This is a genomic window from Bacillus sp. FJAT-29937, from assembly GCF_001509555.1.
In the GTDB taxonomy this organism is placed as follows: domain Bacteria; phylum Bacillota; class Bacilli; order Bacillales; family Cytobacillaceae; genus Cytobacillus.
Genome location: NZ_LMAS01000001.1, coordinates 272,733 through 292,376, shown reverse-complemented (window position 1 = coordinate 292,376; position 19,644 = coordinate 272,733). Strand labels below are relative to the sequence as shown.

Sequence of the window (19,644 nt, the reverse complement as noted above, 5' to 3'; positions counted from 1 at the left end):
ATCAGTACATCTTCAATAGGAGGTTATTTATTTATGGCTTATGAAAATAAACCTAAACCAGATGATCGCAGTGACAATGTTGAAAAATTAAATACGATGGTTGAAAACACAATTGAAAATATAAATGAAGCTGAAGAAACGATGCAGTTTGCTGACGGGGAAGAGCGTGCAAAAATTGCCGCTAAAAATGAGCGCCGCAAGGAAAGTATAGAAGCCATGCGTGCAGAAATTCAAGATGAAAGTCAAGCAAGGCAAAATGGCTTTCAATAAATAAGTTCCAATTAAAAGACCTGATTCCAAGTGATCAGGTCTTCTTTTAATTCAAATTTTTTTCCTTGTCATTAAGTATGATATGATAGTTGTGGACTATATAAGAAGAAGTGATACATATGGAAAAACAAAGACAGAATCATTATATGAACAGTCAAATAAGGAATTGGGAATTGGAGTTTCAGCAAAATGGTTATATTGAAAATGAAGCTGCAATATTAGCCTTTATCAAAACGTTAAATCAGAATGAAAATAGGGAACTGGTTTCAGAATTACTTTCGCTCGCCGGTCTTTCAAGACTAGCAAAAGCAAAGGAAGATACTCTTGGTCTTGCGTGGATACAAAAAGCATATAGCTTAAATCCACATCATTCTAAAGCTGCTGAGATCATCGAACAAATGAATTGGAAGAACAAAGAAGCTTTATTACATACTTTGGCGTTTCCGCCGCTTCGTGAAACTGATAATAAACAAGCAAAACTCCAAACCGTTCATCAGATTCAAGAACAATGCAGGAAGTTCTTAGATCAAGCTGAAGAGGAACGGGAGCAGCTTATCAAAACTCTAGATAAATTGACTGATAACCATTTGATCGAATTATATTCAAGCATGAATGAACTGTTAGATACGGCTGAGGAGGAGACCTTAAAGCTTCTTAAAGCAAGTGAAGAATATATACAATCCGTTGTTGGAGTCTTTTATCACTCTTCGTATTATGTTGAAATGAAAGAAATCTTAGACCGGATTGAAGAGATTAAGAAGAACTGGGAATTGCTTTTTAAAGAGGATTCAATAGAAGTTGAAACAGCAGCGGATCCGCTGGAAGAATTGGAGAAATTGATCGGATTAGAACATGTTAAAGGGCGAGTAAGAGATTTTTACCGATATTTAAAGTATCAGAAGGACAGAAGAGCACTTGGTTTTCAATTAAAAGATGAATTAAGCCTGCATATGATTTTAACAGGAAACCCGGGAACGGGGAAATCAACATTAGCAAGATTGCTGGCAAAAATTTATTATCATCTTGGTTCATTATCTAAAGAAGCTGTCGTAGAAGTCGATCGTTCACAGCTAGTCGGCGCTTTTGTTGGACAAACGGAAGAAAACGTACGGGCTGCTGTCCAAAAAGCACTTGGAGGGGTTCTATTTATTGACGAGGCATATAGTTTAAAAAGAGAAGGGCAATCAGGCAGCGATTATGGGCAAACGGTCATTGATACGCTCGTATCATTAATGACAGGCGAAGAATATGGCGGAAAATTTGCTGTTATTATGGCTGGGTACCCGGATGAGATGCGTCAGTTCCTTGATGCGAATCCTGGTTTAAGAAGTCGTTTTCCCCAATCGAATTTTATCCATCTGCCTGACTATTCAAATGATGAGCTCATTCAGATTGCCGATAAGCTCGCTATAGATAATGACTATGTCCTGACCGGTGAGGCAAAACAGGAGCTTGAGAAAAGGATTGAAATGGAAAGGGTTGATGATACGTTTGGAAATGCCCGGGCTGTAAAAAACATCGTTTTAGATGCTATTTTTAAAAAAGGTGCTCAAATTGGCGATGTTGACAATTCCATTTTAGATTACTCTCTGCTTGAGAAAACGGATTTTGAAATGACTGCTTGTGATGAGCTTATAAATCCTAAAGATCAATTAATGAATTTAATTGGTCTTCAAACGGTAAAAAACGAAGTGAATATGTTAACATCATTTGTAAAGATGCAGCAAATTAGAAGAGAAAAGGGATTCCCAGTCGTACCTATCCAGCTCCATTCTGTTTTTATTGGAAACCCAGGAACAGGTAAAACTACCGTTGCCAAAATTTATGCAGAGCTGTTAAAGGAATGCGGCTTTTTAAAAAGAGGGCATTTGATTGTTGCGAGCCGAGCCGATTTTGTCGCTGGATATGTTGGACAAACTGCGATCAAAACGAAAAAGAAATTGAAGGAAGCACTTGGCGGAGTCCTCTTTATTGATGAAGCCTATTCCTTATTATCTGGTGTTCAAGGTGACTTTGGCAAGGAAGTCATTGATACATTAGTTGATGAAATGACAAAGCATAATGAGAACTTAGTTGTCATTTTAGCAGGGTATCCGAACGAAATGGAAGCCTTGCTGCATAGTAATCCGGGGTTGAAATCAAGATTTAAAAAGTTTTTCTATTTTAATGACTACACTGCGGAAGAACTGCTCCAAATTATGATCAATTATGCTTCACAGTTTCAATATGAAATATCAGAAAGAGCAATTGAGTACCTTAGAGGGAAATTAAAGGGAATATCAATAAACGGCAATGGACGATTTGCAACAAATTTAACGGATGAAACAATTCAATCCCAAGCAATGAGGATTCTTGCTGGAGACGATAAGGATTCGCTGTTACAAAATGTATCCTATCTTGAAAAAGAAGATGTTGAAACAGCTCTCAAAAGAATGGGAAATGGGGAATAAACATGTTAGTATCAACAAGGGAAATTGAAGTAAGATACGCGGAAACGGACCAGATGGGTGTTGTTTACCATGCTAACTATTTAATTTGGATGGAGTTAGGACGAACTCAGCTTATTAAGGATTTAGGCTTTAATTATGCGGAAATGGAGAAAGATGGGATTATTTCGCCAGTTCTAGATATTCAAGCATCCTATAAGAAGCCGCTGCATTATGGTGAAAACGCAATAGTCAAAACATGGATTGAAGAATACGATGGCTTGCGGGTCAGCTACGGCTATGAGATTTATACTGAAGATGGAGAAATCGCTGTTACAGGGATTTCTAAGCATGTTTGTGTCAAAAAAGAAACGTTCCGTCCAATATCTGTTAAGAAGCATTACCCGATTTGGCATGAGGCCTATGAAAAGGCAAAAAAGCAATCCGTTAATGTGTGAAATTTTGATCCGATTATCAAATTTTTAGGGGAGAGATGCATCTTTGGCATTTGGCATAAAGAAAAAAGAACTGAACGAATGGAAAAGAAAAATCGACGCTGGAGACATCGCTTTTTTAACCCACTATTGGCTAGATGATCGCTTTCCAGACTGTACAACTGTCACCAAGGTTGGATGTAATAATATGAAAAGATTAGCTAAATGGGGAGAGAAGTATGGATTGAAAGCTGAATGGATCCATCAAAGGAAGGACGGCTATTAACATTATGATCTTTTAGGTGAGTGGCAGGCAGAAATTCTTGAAAGAGAAGGGTTATTAGAGCAAATTTGGAAATTTAAGCAGGATAGTTAATTAAGTGAAAAACCTTTTCATTCTCCAAAAAATATGGTGAATGAAAAGGCTTTTTTATTTATACTTATAATCCGGTTCTCTTGCTTTATCATTAAATTCAACATACAAATCGTGGTTGTCAAAATACCATATATCCTTTTCTTCAATATAATAAGTAATTCCGTTTTTATTTATTTCAATTCCTGCATTAACAGGTTTCTCCTTAGAAATACCTAATGAGAACCCTTGCTGAACAGTACTGCATCCGCCATATCGTGCAAAAAAGCGAACATAATCGCCTTTGCTTAAAAACATTTCATCTTCATACCAAGCAGCAGCTTCATCGCTAATATGTATTTTCATCATGAAATCCTCCTTCATACTATCATTGGCTGTTCAATAACCTATATACGTAATCATTCCACTTAAAATCATGAAAACATTGAATAAAATATGCCAAATGATGGCGGGTAGAATGCTTCCAGAGCGAATGGTAATACCGGCATAGAAAATACCGCCTAATGCAAAAAGTAAACATAGCCACCATGAATATCCAAAGGCAAGATGTGATAAGCCAAAGCCTAATCCTGAAAAGATAACCGCAGTTTTTTCACCTGCCAAATCTACTAGTCTTGTTAAGACAATTCCCCTCCAAAGGATTTCTTCCAGTGTACCATTGATAATCGAAAAAAGGAGGATAAACAGTAAGAAGTTTGGATCTCCAAAATTAAATTTTGCTAAAGAAAGGAAGGGAATAAATGCTGCTAGATTAATACTTATAGCTATGATTAAAAAGACTCTGATTGTAACAGTGTGAAAGCCGCTCCATATAAATGGAAATGAAATGGTTGCCATCCAATTTGGCTTTAAGCCATAAAGGTTCCAATTCTTTTGAAACTTCTTAATTACATAGACCATGAACAGAATCGGAAATAATAGGAGTGAACGATTTATGATCATAATTGAACTAATCGTTAATGGCAATTCTTCAATGAGCCGATCGCCATATAATAAAACTAAATATCCTATCGTATATGCAGCCATAGCCCAGACAAAAACGCGACTTTGATTTGCGACAATCGTCAAATAAATAATCATCGCTAACAAAAGAGCATAGGAAAAGATAAATAGTTTATACTGTGTGAGGATTATGATGGCGACAAACAAAAAAAGCTGTCCATATTTATGGGCTAAAGAAAGCTTATTCAATCCAACCAATGTGGTCATCCTCTCCAGAATCATACACTTTATTTTAGCACATTCATTGGATTTGAGCTGTATTCCACTTTTATAATCATTCAAGTTTCTAAAGATTGCCGATCATATGTTGCTGAATTTCTAAATATTTCTGCGGCGCATTTTTTAAACCGAAATTTTCTGCTTCGATTAGTGGGACGATTCGATAGTTTCTAAGATTTTGTTTCGAGACATAGGTTGGGAAAAAATTAGGATTATCTAGTGTAATAGAGACGCCATTTTCATTCACTTGTTTAGTAATATTAATGGTCGCCATTCCTCCAATATCCTTGTAATCCCAATTTTGTCCGGAAAGAAAATTACCTAATGAGTAGACAATGAGTGCTTTTCTGCCATCTTGTGCTGTTACCCATTCCATCGGCTGTAATACGTGAGGGTGATGGCCAAATAATATATCTGTCCCTTCATTAATTAAACAATGTCCCAGTTCTATTTGTTCAGAAGTAGGGAACCGCTGATACTCATTTCCCCAGTGCAGGCTCATGACAACAACATCGGACTCTTGTTTGGCACGGTGTAGTTCTTCTTTCATTGCTTCTTTATCTATTAGATTGACAAGGAAATCCTTGCCCTTAGGAATGGGTATCCCATTTGTCCCATACGTATAGGAAAGATAGGCAACCTTTATTCCATTTTTATTGAGGATCGTTAATGATTTCTGATCCTCTGGACTTTTATACGTGCCAACATGCGGAAGTCCGATTTTATCCATATAGTCAATGGAAGCGACAAGCCCTTTTTCTCCTTTGTCGAGTGAATGATTATTTGCTGTAGAGACTATATCTACACCTGCTTGCAGTAATGCATCTCCCACTTCTTGTGGACTGTTAAAAAGAGGATAGCTGGAAATGCCGAATTCTTCCCCTCCTAATATGGTTTCCTGGTTTGCGAGAAGAAGATCTGGTTCCTGAAGAACAGATATAATAGGCTGAAACATTGGGGTGAAATCATAGCCACTTTGCGTTTTGGCATCATTATAAACCCAATCATGGATGAGAATATCACCAATTGCTCCAAGTGTTACTGTTTCAATTAATTGCTTATGGCTAACAGATGCTTGCTTGGCTGCATGTACTTGAACCATTAGCGGAACAGCTTTACTATTTTCGTTTTCATTATACATATTAAGAATTAAAGCAGTTGATAAAATAATTAGTGCGAAACAAAAAAGAATGGAGGAAACAATCGATATTTTCTTTTTCATCATAATCTCCTTACTGCTATATTACATCTACTATAATACAAAAATATGAATATTTCGACAGGATTTTAAACTTGAGTTGGAATACTCGAAAGAAAGAAAGGAAATACGATATAATAAGGAGATAGAGGTGATAACATGATAAAATTGACAGCAGCTGCAGTAAATATTATGGAGAATGCCATTAAGAATGAACAGAAGGATGAAATGGAGAAGCTGTACATCCGTTTATCAATGGGAATTGGCTGAGGCGGCCCACAATTAAAGCTGTCTCTGGAAGAGCGGCCATTAAGTAAAGATAAAGAGTTTACAGTGGAAGGGATTCACTTATTAATTCATCAAAAGGATTTAGTCTATTTTGAGCATACAAAGCTGGATTTTGTTAGTGATGTTTTTGGAACGGGAAGATTTCAATTATTAAAAGTGTGAAAAAGCGGCAGCCATTAGGCTCCGCTTTTCTGATTATAAATAGGCAATTTAATTTGTATAATAGTACCTTTTCCAGCTATGCTGCTAATATGAAAGTTTCCATTATGAGCTTCTATAATATTTTTGCATATAGAAAGCCCGATTCCTGTGCCGGATTCTTTTGTCGTATAAAACGGTGTAAAAATATGTTCGATTGTTTCAGATGTCATGCCACAGCCATTGTCTTCAATGATGATTATGGCTTGGGATCTCTCCTTTTTTAAAGAGAGAGTGATTTGTTTTCGATATTCTTCGCCATTCATCATGACCGCTTCAATTGCGTTTCTTATTAAATTAATTAACACTTGTTTTAATTGCTTATTATTCCCAAGGATAATGGGATCTTCAGGGGAAAGTTGAACATCAATATTGATATTGTTTATCAATCCTTCACATTCATAAAGAGAGGAGATTTCGCCTATAAATTTATTTAACGAGACCTCGTGCTTTCGAGAAACTTGAGGTTTCTCAAAATTCAAAAGGTCAAAGATGAGTTCATTAGCCCGGTTGATCTCATCTAGTGCAATATCTGCATAATGCTCTTTGCCCATTTCGACTAAATAAGGTTTAATAAGCTGAATATATCCCTTTACTGTTGTTAAAGGATTTCTAATTTCATGAGCAATCACTGCCGCTAGCTTGCTTACATCTGATAGATTATCGGTATCAATCGGAAATTGTTGAAATTCTAGATTTGAAAGCTCACTATTTTCTTGTAAGTTTATTAAATTGGATTGGATAGAAACCAAGATTTATCACCTCTAAAATTGTTTTCCATCTAATCTATGACGAAAAAAAGCGGGATATGTATTATTTTGAATTATTTCTTAAAAATTTGTAAGTGGAATTCCTTTAATGAAAAAACAGCAGAATTAGATATCTGCTGTTTCATAACCTATTCATTTGCTAAACCATTTTATTTTCGGTTCAGTTTTGTTCATTATCCGTTTAATATTGGCACGGTGGCGATAAATGACAAAGAAAGCAAGCAGTGATACGACAATTATGAGTGGCGGATCCCATATGACGATGGAATAAACGACAGCTGCAATGGCTGCAAGCATGGAAGCAAGCGAAACATACTTTGTTAGGAATAGGCAAATAAAGAAAATCAGTACCATAATGATAAACATTAGTGGGGCATAACCTAATAATATACCGCCAGAGGTTGCAACGGCTTTTCCGCCTTTAAATCCCGCGAATATTGGATACATATGGCCGATAACCGCAAAAATCCCAGCCATTAACGGATGTATGTCACCATCGATAATTAAGAGAAGTAAAACAGCTGCCGTACCTTTTAATATATCTGCAATTGTAACAGCCATACCTGCTTTAAATCCTAGTGTTCTAAATGTGTTTGTCCCACCTAAGTTTCCGCTTCCATGCTCACGAATATCGACTCCGTAAAACACTTTCCCAATAATTAACCCAGATGGAATGGACCCTAGTAAATAAGCTAAAACAATTATAATTCCGTTTATTACCATAAAAAATTCTCCTTCAATGATATCTACGAGTAATTGTACCATGTTTTTAATTCATCACGCCATCTCATAAAGAAAATAAGTGATATTAAAGCTATAGTTGGTCTTGGTGAATAAAGGAAGCCTAAATCCACTTAAATGCCTTCCCATTAGCTGTATTTTTCGTTACGATAGACCTAAGGGGGAAAAGGAATGGCTCGTGTAGAATTTCATAAAAAGAAGCCTCTATCAATGAAATGGGTAGCAGGCGGGCTTGTGTTTGCATTTTTTTTAATCATATCAAGTATTATCTTACTTTTATACCCATTTGCATCTAAAGAAACTGAATCTTATTTCCATGGGGAAAACCCAATATTATATGAAGGTGTACAATCTGGAAATGCCATAATTGAAGGAAATAGCGTATATTTGCCAATCTCTTTCATACAAGAAAATTTTGATGATGCCATCACTTTTGATGAAAAATCAAACTCCGTCATTATCACTACAAAAAATAAGGTTATCCAAATGCCTTCTGAATCGCTTACCTATTATGTAAATGAAGAACCTGTTCAATTACACTTTTCCGTGTTTAAAAACAAGGATAATGAAATGTATTTGGCAATGGAACCGTTACTCACCTATTATCCATTCGAGTACTCAATCATGCCAGAGACAAATGCTATTTGGATAAAGAAAAATGATCAAGAGATTGTTCATGCTAAGGTGATCAATAAGGAAGTAAATGAAGAAAAACTTCGTTTACGAACAGATGCCAGTCTGAAGACACCATATACTGGGCAAGTAGGGAATAGTGAGAACCTTTTTATAGAAGGTGAAAAGGAAGATTACTATTTTGCTAGAAAAGAAAATGGTGTAGCAGGGTATATAAATAAAGAATTTATAACCACAGGGGAAACGGAAAAGGTTACTATTAATCGTACTCATGAAGAAGTGGTTGTACCAAAAATCGAAGGGCCCATCCAGCTTACTTGGGAAGCTGTGTATACGAAGAATCCTGACACAGCCCAAATGCCCATTATGCCAGGGGTCAATGTTATTTCACCTACATGGTTTGAATTAGGTGATACAGAAGGTGGAATAAAAAACCTCGGTTCGCTTGAATTTGTCAATTGGGCACAAAATCAAGGCTACCAAGTATGGGGGTTATTTTCCAATGCATTTGATCCTGACTTAACACATGAGGCATTCAAGAATTTTGAAACTAGACAGAAAATGATTCGCCAGCTTCTCCATTTTAGCCAAATTTATCAGTTAAACGGCATTAATTTGGATATTGAAAATGTAAATCCTGAGGATGGTCCGCTTATAACTCAGTTCGTACGAGAAGCTGTTCCATATTTTCATGAAGCAGGACTTACAGTCTCTATGGATATTACATTTATATCCACAAGCGGGAATTGGTCTGTTTTTTATGAAAGGGATAAGCTTGCCAATCTCGTTGATTATATGGTAGTCATGGCATATGACGAGCATTGGGGCACATCTCCAAAAGCGGGGAGTGTTGCGAGCTTGCCGTGGGTTGAGGAAAATCTAAAAAGGCTGCTTGAGGTTGTGCCAAACGAAAAGCTAATTCTTGGTGTACCGTTATATGCGAGACTATGGGAACAAAAAGACAGTGGGGAGGTTTCTTCCAAAGCGCTTTCAATGGCGAAAGTAAAGCAATGGCTAACAGCAAATGAACTAACTCCTGTTTATGATGAAGCGAGCGGTCAAAATTATGCCGAAATTTATTCGGAAAAGGAACAAACGACATATAAAATTTGGCTCGAGGATGAGCTATCCTTAAAGAAACGTGCTGATTTGGCGGTAAAATACAATTTAGCAGGGGTCGCCAGCTGGTCAAGATATTTTGCTGACGAGTCAGCCTGGGCGGCTTTATCACTTGGTAATGAACAATTAACGAAAAAGTAAAAAAGGTGGTTTGCTATTTAATAGTGAACCACCTTTTTTGTAAATTAATGTGATGATTTAACTCCAACTTCTATATGTTTAAAGGTTTTAACATTAAACAATCCGATATCTGTAAGCTTTAATTCAGGAATGACAGGAAGGGCCAGGAAGGATAGGGTTACAAACGGATTAAATTCCATGGAACAGCCAATGGTGATTAAAGCTTTATTTAACTCTTTGATATTCTCATTAACTGTCTCGAAATCTAAATTTGACATGAGACCCGCTACTGGCAATGGAAGTGATGCAAGAATGTTTCCATTCTGGACGACAACTAAACCTCCGTTCATCTCTCTTGAAAAGTTGATGGCTTTGACAAGATCATGATCGTTTGTGCCCGCCGCCACAATATTATGTGAATCATGCGCTACAGTAGAAGCGATTGCTCCATTATTTATTCCTAAACCTTTGATGATTCCAAGACCGATATTGCCTGTGTTATGATGACGTTCAAGGACAGCTAATTTTGATTGATCCCTTTCAATATTTGCTTGAAAAAGACCATTTTCAACCACCACTTCTTCAATGATATGCTTTGTTACAATCATATTCGGTAATATTTCAATAATATTTGCCTGACTGCTCCCTTCAAGACTGATTTGAAGATTCTCGCTATTTATCTGATTCATATTTATACTGTTGATAATAACAGGAGGGGGAGCAACGTTTGACTTGGCAGGGGAGATCATTTTCCCGTTTTTAGCAACAAGCTTCCCGCTTTTATAAACTTGTTCAATCTCAATTGTTTCCAGACTATTTAAGATTAGCAGATCTGCTTCATAACCTGGAGCAATTGCACCTTTTGTCTTTAAGCCGAAGCATTCTGCTGCATTTAACGTTGCCATTTGAATCGCGAGAATTGGGTCAATTCCTTCTCCAATAGCCACCTTAACATTAAAATCGATACTTCCTTCATCAATTAATTCATCTAAATGCTTATCATCAGTAACGAATAAACAGCGGCGTGAATTATTTTCATTGACTGCCTGTAATAGTTCAACTAAATCTTTTGCAGCTGAACCTTCACGCAGCATGACATACATTCCTTTTCGAAGCCTTTCAAGAGCTTCATCCGCTGTTACGCATTCGTGGTCAGTTCGTATCCCAGCAGCCATGTAAACATTAATCCCATTTTCATCAAGTCCCGCAGCATGGCCATCAATGCATTTGCCTTTTAAACTGGCACTCTCAAGCTTGTTAAGCATTTCATCACTATTTTGGAAGACAGAAGGGTAATCCATAACCTCGCCAAGTCCAATAACCCTTGGGTGTTCGTAATAAGGATTTAAATCTTCATCATTCAATGTTGCACCAGCATTTTCAAATGGGGTAGCCGGGACACAGGATGGCAGCATTAATAATACATCAAGCGGAATTTCTTCAGACGCTTGCAACATAAAATTAATACCATCTGTACCAGAAACATTGGCAATTTCATGCGGATCAGCCATAATGGTTGTTACCCCATGGGGCAGGACTACATTACAAAACTCTGCAGGGGTGACCATAGAAGATTCAATATGAACATGACCATCAATAAATCCAGGAACTACATATTTTCCTGATGCATCGACTGATTCAATTCCTTCGAATTCTCCAACCCCCGCAATATAGCCGTCAACAATGGCAATATCTTGTTCAATAATTTCTCGGGTGAAAACGTTTACAATCTTTCCGTTCTTTATAACCAAATCTGCAGGTTTTCTTCTGGCTGCTACATCAATTCTTCGTTTAATTATTTCTTTTGTTAACTTCAATCAATACCCTTCTTTCAATTATTTATCGCTTTAGTGTGCACTCATTATAAAGTTTATAATAAAAGCTGCACTTACGATATACATTATCCAATGAATTTGCTTTCTTTTTCCCGTTAGAAGCTTTAAGAGTGTGTATGAAATGAAACCAAATGCTAAGCCCTCAGCGATGCTAAATGTAAGCGGCATTAAAACAATAGTTAAAAACACTGGAATGACATCAGTGAAATCATCAAAGCTAATATGCCGAATTTCACTAATCATTAATGCTCCAACGAGTATTAGGATTGGTGCGGTAGCAACCGAAGGGATGAAGACAATTAATGGTGCAAATATTAATGCCAAAAAGAAGAGGATGCCAGCTGTTAAAGCGGTTAAGCCTGTTCTCCCGCCTTCTGAAATTCCGGTTGCATTCTCTACATAGGCATTTAATGCCGTGCTTCCAAAGGCTGCACTAGCCATAGTCCCAATCGCATCAGCCTGAAGGGCCCGGTCTAAATTTTCAATTTTACCGTTTTCATCAGTAAGACCCGCTTTCTTCGTTAATCCAATTAAGGTTGCCAGGTTATCGAATAATTCAACAATTGTGAATGAGAAAATAACAGAGAGGACCCCGTATCCAATAGCACCCATTATGTCCATAGCCAGGAAGGTTTCAGACATACTTGGAAGGTTTAGAGAAACGATATCACCAATGGATTTCGGAAAACTAATGAAGCCAACGATCATAGCAATCACACTTGTTGCTAAAATACTAATGAGGAGGGCGCCTTTTACACGTTTGGCCATTAAAATGGCTGCAATAATAAATCCTAACAATGCTAAAAGAGGGCCAAGGCTTGTTACATCTCCTAAAGCGACAAACGTAGCTTCATTTGCAACTACGAGCTCTGCATTTTTCAACCCGATAAAGGCAATAAATAAACCAATTCCAACGGCTATTGCAGATTTTAATACATCTGGGACTCCATCAACGATTTTTTGCCGGATCCCTGTTACAGTCAAAATCAAAAACACAACCCCTGAAATAAATACGGCCCCAAGTGCTGTCTGCCATGTTAGTCCCTGACCGAGGACGACCGTATAGGCAAAAAAAGCATTTAAGCCCATGCCCGGCGCAACTGCTACTGGGTAATTTGCCCAAAGAGCCATCAGGATGGTACAGAAAACACTTGCATAAATGGTTGCGGCAAGTGCAGCTTCTTTCGGAATACCTGCATCAGCTAATATAGCAGGGTTAACGAAAATAATATAACTCATCGTTAAAAATGAAGTAATACCTGCAAGAATTTCAGTTCTTACATTTGTTTTTCTTTCAGACAGCTTGAACAGTTTTTCCAATAGGTTATTTCTAGTTGGTGGGAGGTTGGATCCTAAACCCTTTTCTATCATGGACATAGAAGCTCACTCCTAACTTTTTTAATAACCAAAAATGCTTGAAGAAAATACGACCCGGTACAATTTTTTCACAATGATAATCGACTAAATCGGTTCGATAAAAATATCCATAATGCCGCCGCAAATTCCACCATCTTCATACAGCAAACCTTTCGTAAGATCGACAACATATTTAGTTGGTCTTCTGCTATCAATCACTTCTAGAGCTTTTTCAATAACTTCCGCCTCTCCGCAGCCACCTCCAATTGTTCCTTCAATTTTTCCGCACGGGAAAATGATCATTTTTGTTCCCGCTTTTCTCGGTGTCGAGCCTTTCGTTCTAATAACAGTAGCAAGAGCTGCTTTCTCACCCCCTTTCTGTAAATCAATTGTACTTTGTAAAAGCTGTAATGGTTTCATTTTACTGCCCCCTCATGAAAACCCATTCTCGCATATTCTCGAATGCTGCTGCTTAAGGAGCTTCCTGATGTTCGATTTTTTACTTTTAATATTTCAGCCATGATACTTACTGCAATTTCAGAAGGGGTCTCTGCACCAATATCAAGCCCTACTGGAGTAAATAAATGGTCAAAGCTTTCATGTGGAAAGTCCTGCATAAGTTCGTTGAAAACACCGGAAATACGCCGTCTGCTTCCAATCATTCCAATATAGGCAGCTTTATCTTCCCGTTTTAATAACTCTTGTAAACTTAGTACATCATATTTATGACCTCTTGTGATTAGAAGGATATACGTATGATCCGTTAATTTCACATGACGAAAATAGTCAATATATGATTGACAGCAAACCTCATCCGCATTAGGAAAACGGTCCCAATTCGCAAAGTCAATGCGATCATCAATGACAGTGACATAGTATCCAAGCATTTTTCCCATTTCAACGACAGGCTCACATACATGACCTGCACCAGCGACAATAAGGTGTATCGGAATCGGATAGTATTCAGCAAAGCATTCTACGTAATCCCCGAATAAAAGAAAGGAAATCAAACCCGTTCTTTTTCGTCGGATTAGTTTTTCACATCCCTCCAATATTTTACTTTGAAGGGCAGGGGAGAGGGGAGTTTCAGAATAAATATCCCCATTTGGCCATAATAAAGCTTTTTGTCCAATCATATGAGAATTTGTATGGTCCGTAATTGTAATGAAAAAGACATCTTTCCGCAGCTTAAGTGATTCAGTTAATCGATTGTATAAATTTTGATTCATCATAATGATCACCTAGCAGAAGGAGCCTTTTGTTTTTTTAGATCTTTTAATGCGTTGAAAGTTCTTTCCGGGGTTGCAGGCAAATGGAAGATTCTTGCCCCAGTAGCATCATAAATAGCTGACATTATGGCGGGAATGATTGGAATCATGACGACCTCTCCGATACCTTTCGCGCCAAATGGACCTGATTGTTCAGGTGCATCTTCTACTGGAATCGTTTCAATAATAGGTGTTTCTCTAATGGTCGGGATAATATAGTCTGTAAAATTTTTTGTTCTATGATAGCCGTTTTCAATTACGATATCTTCATAAAGCGTATAACCAATGCCCATTACAGCACCGCCTTCAGCTTGACCTTCTAGTCCTTGCGGATTAATAACTTTTCCTGCATCAGGAATAGATACAACATGAAGAACATCTGTTTCTCCAGTCAATGTATCAACCTCAACCATAACAACATGGGTTAAGTACCCATACAGATGGTGAGGGGCTCCGCCAGATCCTTTAATTTCAGTTTTTTCTTTAGGAAGAATAAAATGTCCTTCAATTTTTGTATTCCGGTGCTGTTCATGAAGATAATTGTATATTTGTTGGTAAGTTAAGCTTTCTGCATTGGCTGTAAGGCAGTTTTGTTGAATTTCAACACTTTCTGGAGGTACGTTAAGTATTTCAGCTGCCGCTTCTGTTAAGAGGCTTATCATTTTCGGAGCAGCTGTTGCAACTGCTCTGCCTCCAGTATAAGTGGAGCGGGAGGCGGTTACCGTTCCTCCATCAAGTGTTTGAAGCGTATCACCTTGAACGACTTTAATTAGTTGAATATCACAATTTAATAGTTCGGCCGCTACTTGTGCATAGGCAGTGCTATTTCCTCCACCAATTTCCTCGCACCCTACTGCCACTAGAAACTTGCCGTCGGGAAGGAGTTCAATGGAAGCGGCACCATAGTCAGGCAGTCCAATTCCCATCCCAATTCCGTGAAAGGATGTAGCTAGGGAAACACCTCGTTTTTTCCATGGTTCACTTATTTCTTTTTTATACTTTTCACGGTTTTTCCAGAGATCACAATTTTCCGCTGTTTCAAGCGTTTTAAACGTGCCAACGCTTGATTTGACGATATGGCCTAAACTGGACATTTCGCCTTGGTGATAAACATTTTTCTTGCGAATTTCAATCGGATCCATGCCGAGCTTTTCGGCAATCATATCCATATGAGTTTCAATACCCATGCAAACCTGATTAACACCAAAGCCCCTAAAGGCACCTGCAATGCCATTATTTGTGTATACACAGAACCCTTCAAGGTTTATGTTCGGAATTTTGTAAGGACCGCATGAATGTTCAATGGCTAGAGCGATAACAGCACCGCCTAATGAGGCATAGGCACCTGTGTCAGCTACAGCTCTTACTTCATTTGCGATTAAAGTACCGTCCTTTTTTGCTGCTGTTTTCATTTGCACTTTAAACGGGTGCCTTTTAATCCCGGCGATTACGGATTCTTCCCGGCTTAAATGGATCTTTACAGGACGGCCATTTGTATACATAGCAAGAAGTGCTAAGTATATTTGTACGGTAATTTCATCCTTGCCTCCAAAGGCACCGCCTAACGGACTGGAAATGACTCGAATTCTTTCGGGATTGTATGCAATGGTACGTGCGATTTGCGCACGGTCACGGTGGGCATATTGTCCAGGACAGCGAATAGTTATATATCCTTCCTCATCCATGACACCCCATCCGCCTTCTGTTTCAATAAAAGCGTGCATTTGCCGTGGGGAATAGAAGGTATTCTCGACAATAATATCTGCTTCCTCAAATGCTTTTTCAGTATCGCCATTTTTGATGATGACATGACTATGAACATTACCATCCGGATGCAATTTAGGTGATGAAGGGGTCATCGCTTTTTCAGCATCTATCACAAACTCAAGCGGTTCATAGTCAACTTCAATTAATTCCAAAGCTTTTTCAGCAATCTCTTCAGTTTCTGCAGCGACTAAAGCTACGGCATCTCCCGTACAGCGAACAATATCAGAACATAGCACAGGCTGGTCTGGGATCACGATTCCAAAACCGTTAAAGCCGGGGATATCCTTATGAGTTAATACACAAACTACTCCAGGCAGCTGTTCAGCTTTTTCAATTTGAATAGATTTAATTCTTGCATGAGGGTATTTGGCGCGCAGAACCTTTCCCCAAACCATATTGTCAAAATGATAATCTGTCATGTATTTTAATTCACCTGTTACTTTCTCAGGTCCATCGATTCTTTTTACTCTTTTTCCAATCCAATTTAATTCCTGGCTACTGTTTTGTTCATTTATCTGTTTCATTTATTCTCCCACCTCCTCATAAGTCGATATAGTCCGCGCTCTAAAAGGGCACTTGCCATATCACGGCGGTACTCCGCTGTTGCTCTTACGTCAGTAATCGGCATAACCTCTTTCCAGGCTACTTTTGCAATGTTTTGTATTAATTCATCTGTCAATGGATTAAGCGTCATTATTGATTCACATTTTTTTGCACGAATAATCGTTGGGGCAACAGAACCGAAGGCAATTTTCCCTCTTAAAACTTGACGGCCTTCTCCCATTAATAATGAAATAGCAACATTTACAATGGAAATGGATTGCGCTTTTCTCGGTCCAAGCTTTTGGAATATCCCGATTTCATTTTCATCCTGAGGCTGAATAATAATTTTTGTAATCATTTCGTTTTCCTTTAAAACAGTTCTGCCTGGCCCGATAAAAAATTCTTCAATTGGAATGAGCCGCTTATTGTTTAAAGAGCTAAGCTGCAAAACCGTATTTAATACAAACAGGGCAGGAATCGTATCTCCGGCAGGGGAGGCAGTGCCAATATTTCCACCAATTGTTCCAATGTTTTGCATTTGAATGGCTCCAACTTCTCTTGACGCTTGGACAAGCACATCCGCTTTTTCTTGAAGCAAGGAGGAGTGGACGATATCTGTATGCGTTGTTAAAGGTCCAATGTGAATTTCTCCATCCTTTTCTTGAATGTATCTCAGTTCCTTTAAACCATTAATATTAATCCAAGTTTCCGGGCGCCATTTTCCATCCTTCATTCGGACAACAGCGTCCGTACCTCCAGCTATGAGTCTTGAATTATTGCCTTTATTAGAAATGATTGAAAGGCATTCCAATAATGTAGCCGGAGACATTACTTCAATTTCTGAAACTAGCATTTTGAGACCTCCTAGCATGATCTGAATGATTTTCTTTGCTTACTAAGAATTGCTTATAGTTAGAGACATTCGGTAGTCCATTGGAGTGTTAATATTTTGAGAAATAAGGGTATTGTCGATGACAGCTTCCACTATTTGGTTTTCATATTTGCGAATAATATTACGGAGTCCCTGTGTCTCTTCCTGTATCGATAGAAGCACATGAATAATATTTTTTGAGAATAGTATAGGGTGCCCTCTTTTCCCATTATTTAACGGTATGGCAATTAAACAATTAGACTCTTGCAGTGATTGAATTAGGTGATTAATAACAGTATCATCAATTGGCTGATCAACAGCTGTAATTAATATCATGTCACAGGCAGGATCAATCGATTGAAGCCCTTTAATGATGGAAGAGCATTTTCCTTGAAGAAAGTTCTCGTTATATACCGCTTTAACGGGATATTGATTTGTAATAGGAAAAAATTTCTCAGCCTCATGGCCAACAACTACAATTATTTCTGATAGATTTGAATTTAACAGCATTTGAATTTGATGTTCGATTAACGTTTTTCCTTTCCATTGAAGCAATCCTTTATGAGGGAGCGGCCTCATTCGGCTTGATAACCCAGCAGACAGCAAAATGGCTGAAACCTTCATTACGTCGTTGCTTTTCCTATTGATTTCATTTCCTTTTCGGCAGCGGTTTGGATGGCTTTAATAATTTTCGTATAGCCGGTGCACCGGCAAAGATTTCCCCCTAATGCGGTTTTAATTTGATTAGTCGTTGGCACATAATCGATTCTATTTAGAAAGGCCCTTGCAGAAACTATTATGCCTGGCGTGCAATACCCGCATTGAGTGGCACCCTCTACTACAAAGGATTCTTGGATAACATCCATATTTGAAGTTAAGCCGACCCCTTCACAAGTTACTATTTCTTGATTCTCAACTTGACCCGCGAGAATCAAACAGGAGCAGACGACTTCACCATTTAACAAAACGGAGCATGATCCGCATTCTCCTTTGCCACAGCATTCCTTGCTGGCTGTCAATTTTAGATCCTCCCTTAATACGTCCAGCAAAGTTTTTGCCGGCGGGCATGATACAGCACAAGGTGAGCCATTAACAGTAAAATTTATTGTTCTCATTAAATTCCCTCCATATAATTGATTTCTCTGGTTATTAATCGTAATAGGATGCGTTGATAAAAAGTGTTTTCTACATTTATTTTTAATTGGACTATTAGGTAAATGGACTATGTAATAGGAAATTTTACAATTGGAAGAGTGTGGCAATCACGGGGTGTATGAAAGATAAAATATTGTGCAGGAAAATAAGCAGTAAGTTTTAGTTCATTGTTATTTTGATTAAAAATACGGTGCTTTTTTACTAGCTAAGGAACAAAAAAATTCCCATACAAAAAGGCTGCCGTGATTTTTTTACACGTTAGAAACCCTTTCGTAGTTAGGAATTTACGGTCCCTAGTAGAAACCCTCAAACCGATTTTTGAGGTTATACGAAAATAATAATATTAGATATTTTTGACCAAAAATGTTTAAATTTTCAAAAAAGTATAAGTTGATTTGTAGTGTAAATGCCATTCCAATATTTTGTCAAGTGCAAATTTTCAGATAATACTATTGACAATAAAACTGGCTTTGTTTAATATAGTGAGTAACGGGGGGAAAATATGTCTATTATTTCTATACATACCCATCAATCATTAAAAAAGGATATTGCTCATCTTTATAATCGAGTCAACCAAGAAATTCACGGTGTTGGAGTAAAGAAACAGCGAATAGAAATATTTGATGACAGGGTAATCATTTTTGCTCAGCATAAACGGGTCCAGTCGCTACAAATGCTTAGTAAGAATTTCCACCATTTGACTATTTCGGTTGATTCAGCATTAAGTGTTGAATTCAAATCGTTATTTAAAGATCAGATTGAAGAGATGCTGCATTTTAAAGTGAAAACCATTTTAAAAGATTACGATCCTGTCACGGAAGAGGCTTGTACAATCATATATTTTATAGAATAATAAGCTATCAATTTTGCTTGGGAGAGCTGTGCAAGTCGCAACTTCTCTTAACCATTTTGAAAGCGGTTCCTTTTGCTTTTGTTTAACGGAAGTTATTTGAAACCGCAGTAGTAGATAATCATCTTATGAAAGATGTTTTCTATTACTGCGGTTTTTTATATACAAATTTTTATTTTTGGAGGTGATTTGTAAGAAAAATAGTGAA

18 protein-coding genes, 1 pseudogene and 1 riboswitch are annotated in these 19,644 nt (G+C 37.7%); of the genes and pseudogenes, 6 read left to right on the top strand and 13 right to left on the bottom strand.

Annotation, left to right across the window (positions count from 1 at the left end; genetic code table 11):
• Positions 1–33 precede the first annotated feature (33 nt).
• From tlp to AR328_RS01400, 4 genes and pseudogenes are all read left to right on the top strand, one after another.
• The gene (gene tlp, locus AR328_RS01415; protein ID WP_066288368.1) at positions 34–270 is read left to right on the top strand and encodes a small acid-soluble spore protein Tlp; all 237 of its coding nucleotides are present in this window, start codon (positions 34–36) and stop codon (positions 268–270) included.
• Positions 271–389: 119 nt separating this feature from the next.
• On the top strand, positions 390–2,720 hold the full coding sequence (locus tag AR328_RS01410) for an AAA family ATPase (protein WP_066288364.1): 2,331 nt from the start codon (positions 390–392) through the stop codon (positions 2,718–2,720).
• A 2-nt stretch (positions 2,721–2,722) separates the two neighbouring features.
• On the top strand, positions 2,723–3,154 hold the full coding sequence (locus AR328_RS01405; RefSeq protein WP_066288359.1) for an acyl-CoA thioesterase: 432 nt from the start codon (positions 2,723–2,725) through the stop codon (positions 3,152–3,154).
• Between the two features lie 43 nt (positions 3,155–3,197).
• Positions 3,198–3,506, top strand: a pseudogene (locus AR328_RS01400) (hypothetical protein).
• Positions 3,507–3,560: 54 nt separating this feature from the next.
• On the opposite strand, the gene AR328_RS01395 reads toward AR328_RS01400, so the two are convergent.
• The 5 genes from AR328_RS01395 to plsY form a co-directional block, all read right to left on the bottom strand.
• Positions 3,561–3,848: a HesB/YadR/YfhF family protein gene (locus AR328_RS01395; protein WP_066288356.1), complete on the bottom strand. Its 288-nt coding sequence runs from the start codon at positions 3,846–3,848 to the stop codon at positions 3,561–3,563.
• Between the two features lie 33 nt (positions 3,849–3,881).
• Positions 3,882–4,712, bottom strand: coding sequence for a CPBP family intramembrane glutamic endopeptidase (locus AR328_RS01390; protein ID WP_231734732.1), 831 nt, complete (start codon positions 4,710–4,712; stop codon positions 3,882–3,884).
• Positions 4,713–4,791: 79 nt separating this feature from the next.
• The gene (locus AR328_RS01385) at positions 4,792–5,946 is read right to left on the bottom strand and encodes a CapA family protein (protein ID WP_066288351.1); all 1,155 of its coding nucleotides are present in this window, start codon (positions 5,944–5,946) and stop codon (positions 4,792–4,794) included.
• A gap of 440 nt (positions 5,947–6,386) precedes the next feature.
• On the bottom strand, positions 6,387–7,160 hold the full coding sequence (locus AR328_RS01380) for a two-component system sensor histidine kinase NtrB (RefSeq protein ID WP_066288346.1): 774 nt from the start codon (positions 7,158–7,160) through the stop codon (positions 6,387–6,389).
• Positions 7,161–7,310: 150 nt separating this feature from the next.
• A complete protein-coding gene (gene plsY / locus AR328_RS01375) occupies positions 7,311–7,901 on the bottom strand; it encodes a glycerol-3-phosphate 1-O-acyltransferase PlsY (protein WP_066288342.1) in 591 nt (196 codons plus the stop codon).
• A gap of 189 nt (positions 7,902–8,090) precedes the next feature.
• Between plsY and AR328_RS01370 the strand changes: the two genes are divergently transcribed.
• Positions 8,091–9,812 (top strand): glycosyl hydrolase family 18 protein, encoded by a 1,722-nt coding sequence (locus AR328_RS01370; RefSeq protein WP_066288337.1) that lies wholly within the window; start codon positions 8,091–8,093, stop codon positions 9,810–9,812.
• 44 nt (positions 9,813–9,856) lie between these two features.
• Here AR328_RS01370 and ade read toward each other — a convergent pair whose 3' ends face one another.
• The 8 genes from ade to AR328_RS01330 all read right to left on the bottom strand — a co-directional run bounded on the left by ade (position 9,857) and on the right by AR328_RS01330 (position 18,546).
• On the bottom strand, positions 9,857–11,608 hold the full coding sequence (gene ade / locus AR328_RS01365; protein ID WP_066288334.1) for an adenine deaminase: 1,752 nt from the start codon (positions 11,606–11,608) through the stop codon (positions 9,857–9,859).
• 30 nt (positions 11,609–11,638) lie between these two features.
• Positions 11,639–13,003, bottom strand: coding sequence for an NCS2 family permease (locus tag AR328_RS01360; protein WP_066288329.1), 1,365 nt, complete (start codon positions 13,001–13,003; stop codon positions 11,639–11,641).
• Positions 13,004–13,087: 84 nt separating this feature from the next.
• Positions 13,088–13,402 (bottom strand): XdhC family protein, encoded by a 315-nt coding sequence (locus tag AR328_RS01355; protein ID WP_066288324.1) that lies wholly within the window; start codon positions 13,400–13,402, stop codon positions 13,088–13,090.
• Complete coding sequence (locus AR328_RS01350; protein WP_066288321.1) at positions 13,399–14,211, bottom strand: XdhC family protein; 813 nt, start codon at positions 14,209–14,211, stop codon at positions 13,399–13,401. Before AR328_RS01350 ends, AR328_RS01355 begins: the two co-directional genes overlap by 4 nt.
• Before the next feature lie 8 nt (positions 14,212–14,219).
• Positions 14,220–16,541 carry a xanthine dehydrogenase family protein molybdopterin-binding subunit gene (locus AR328_RS01345; RefSeq protein WP_066288315.1) on the bottom strand — a complete coding sequence of 774 codons (2,322 nt, stop codon included), beginning with the start codon at positions 16,539–16,541 and terminating at the stop codon, positions 14,220–14,222.
• Positions 16,538–17,413: an FAD binding domain-containing protein gene (locus AR328_RS01340; RefSeq protein WP_066288313.1), complete on the bottom strand. Its 876-nt coding sequence runs from the start codon at positions 17,411–17,413 to the stop codon at positions 16,538–16,540. The genes AR328_RS01345 and AR328_RS01340 overlap by 4 nt, the downstream gene beginning before the upstream one ends.
• A gap of 42 nt (positions 17,414–17,455) precedes the next feature.
• Entirely contained in the window at positions 17,456–18,055 is a 600-nt protein-coding gene (locus AR328_RS01335; RefSeq protein WP_066288309.1) for a nucleotidyltransferase family protein, read from the bottom strand.
• Positions 18,055–18,546, bottom strand: a complete 492-nt coding sequence (locus AR328_RS01330; RefSeq protein ID WP_066288308.1) for a (2Fe-2S)-binding protein — start codon at positions 18,544–18,546, stop codon at positions 18,055–18,057. Before AR328_RS01330 ends, AR328_RS01335 begins: the two co-directional genes overlap by 1 nt.
• Positions 18,547–18,839: 293 nt before the next feature.
• A riboswitch (purine riboswitch) is annotated at positions 18,840–18,938 on the bottom strand.
• Positions 18,939–19,088: 150 nt separating this feature from the next.
• Between AR328_RS01330 and AR328_RS01325 the strand changes: the two genes are divergently transcribed.
• Positions 19,089–19,439: a Na-translocating system protein MpsC family protein gene (locus tag AR328_RS01325; protein WP_066288304.1), complete on the top strand. Its 351-nt coding sequence runs from the start codon at positions 19,089–19,091 to the stop codon at positions 19,437–19,439.
• Positions 19,440–19,644: the final 205 nt, after the last annotated feature.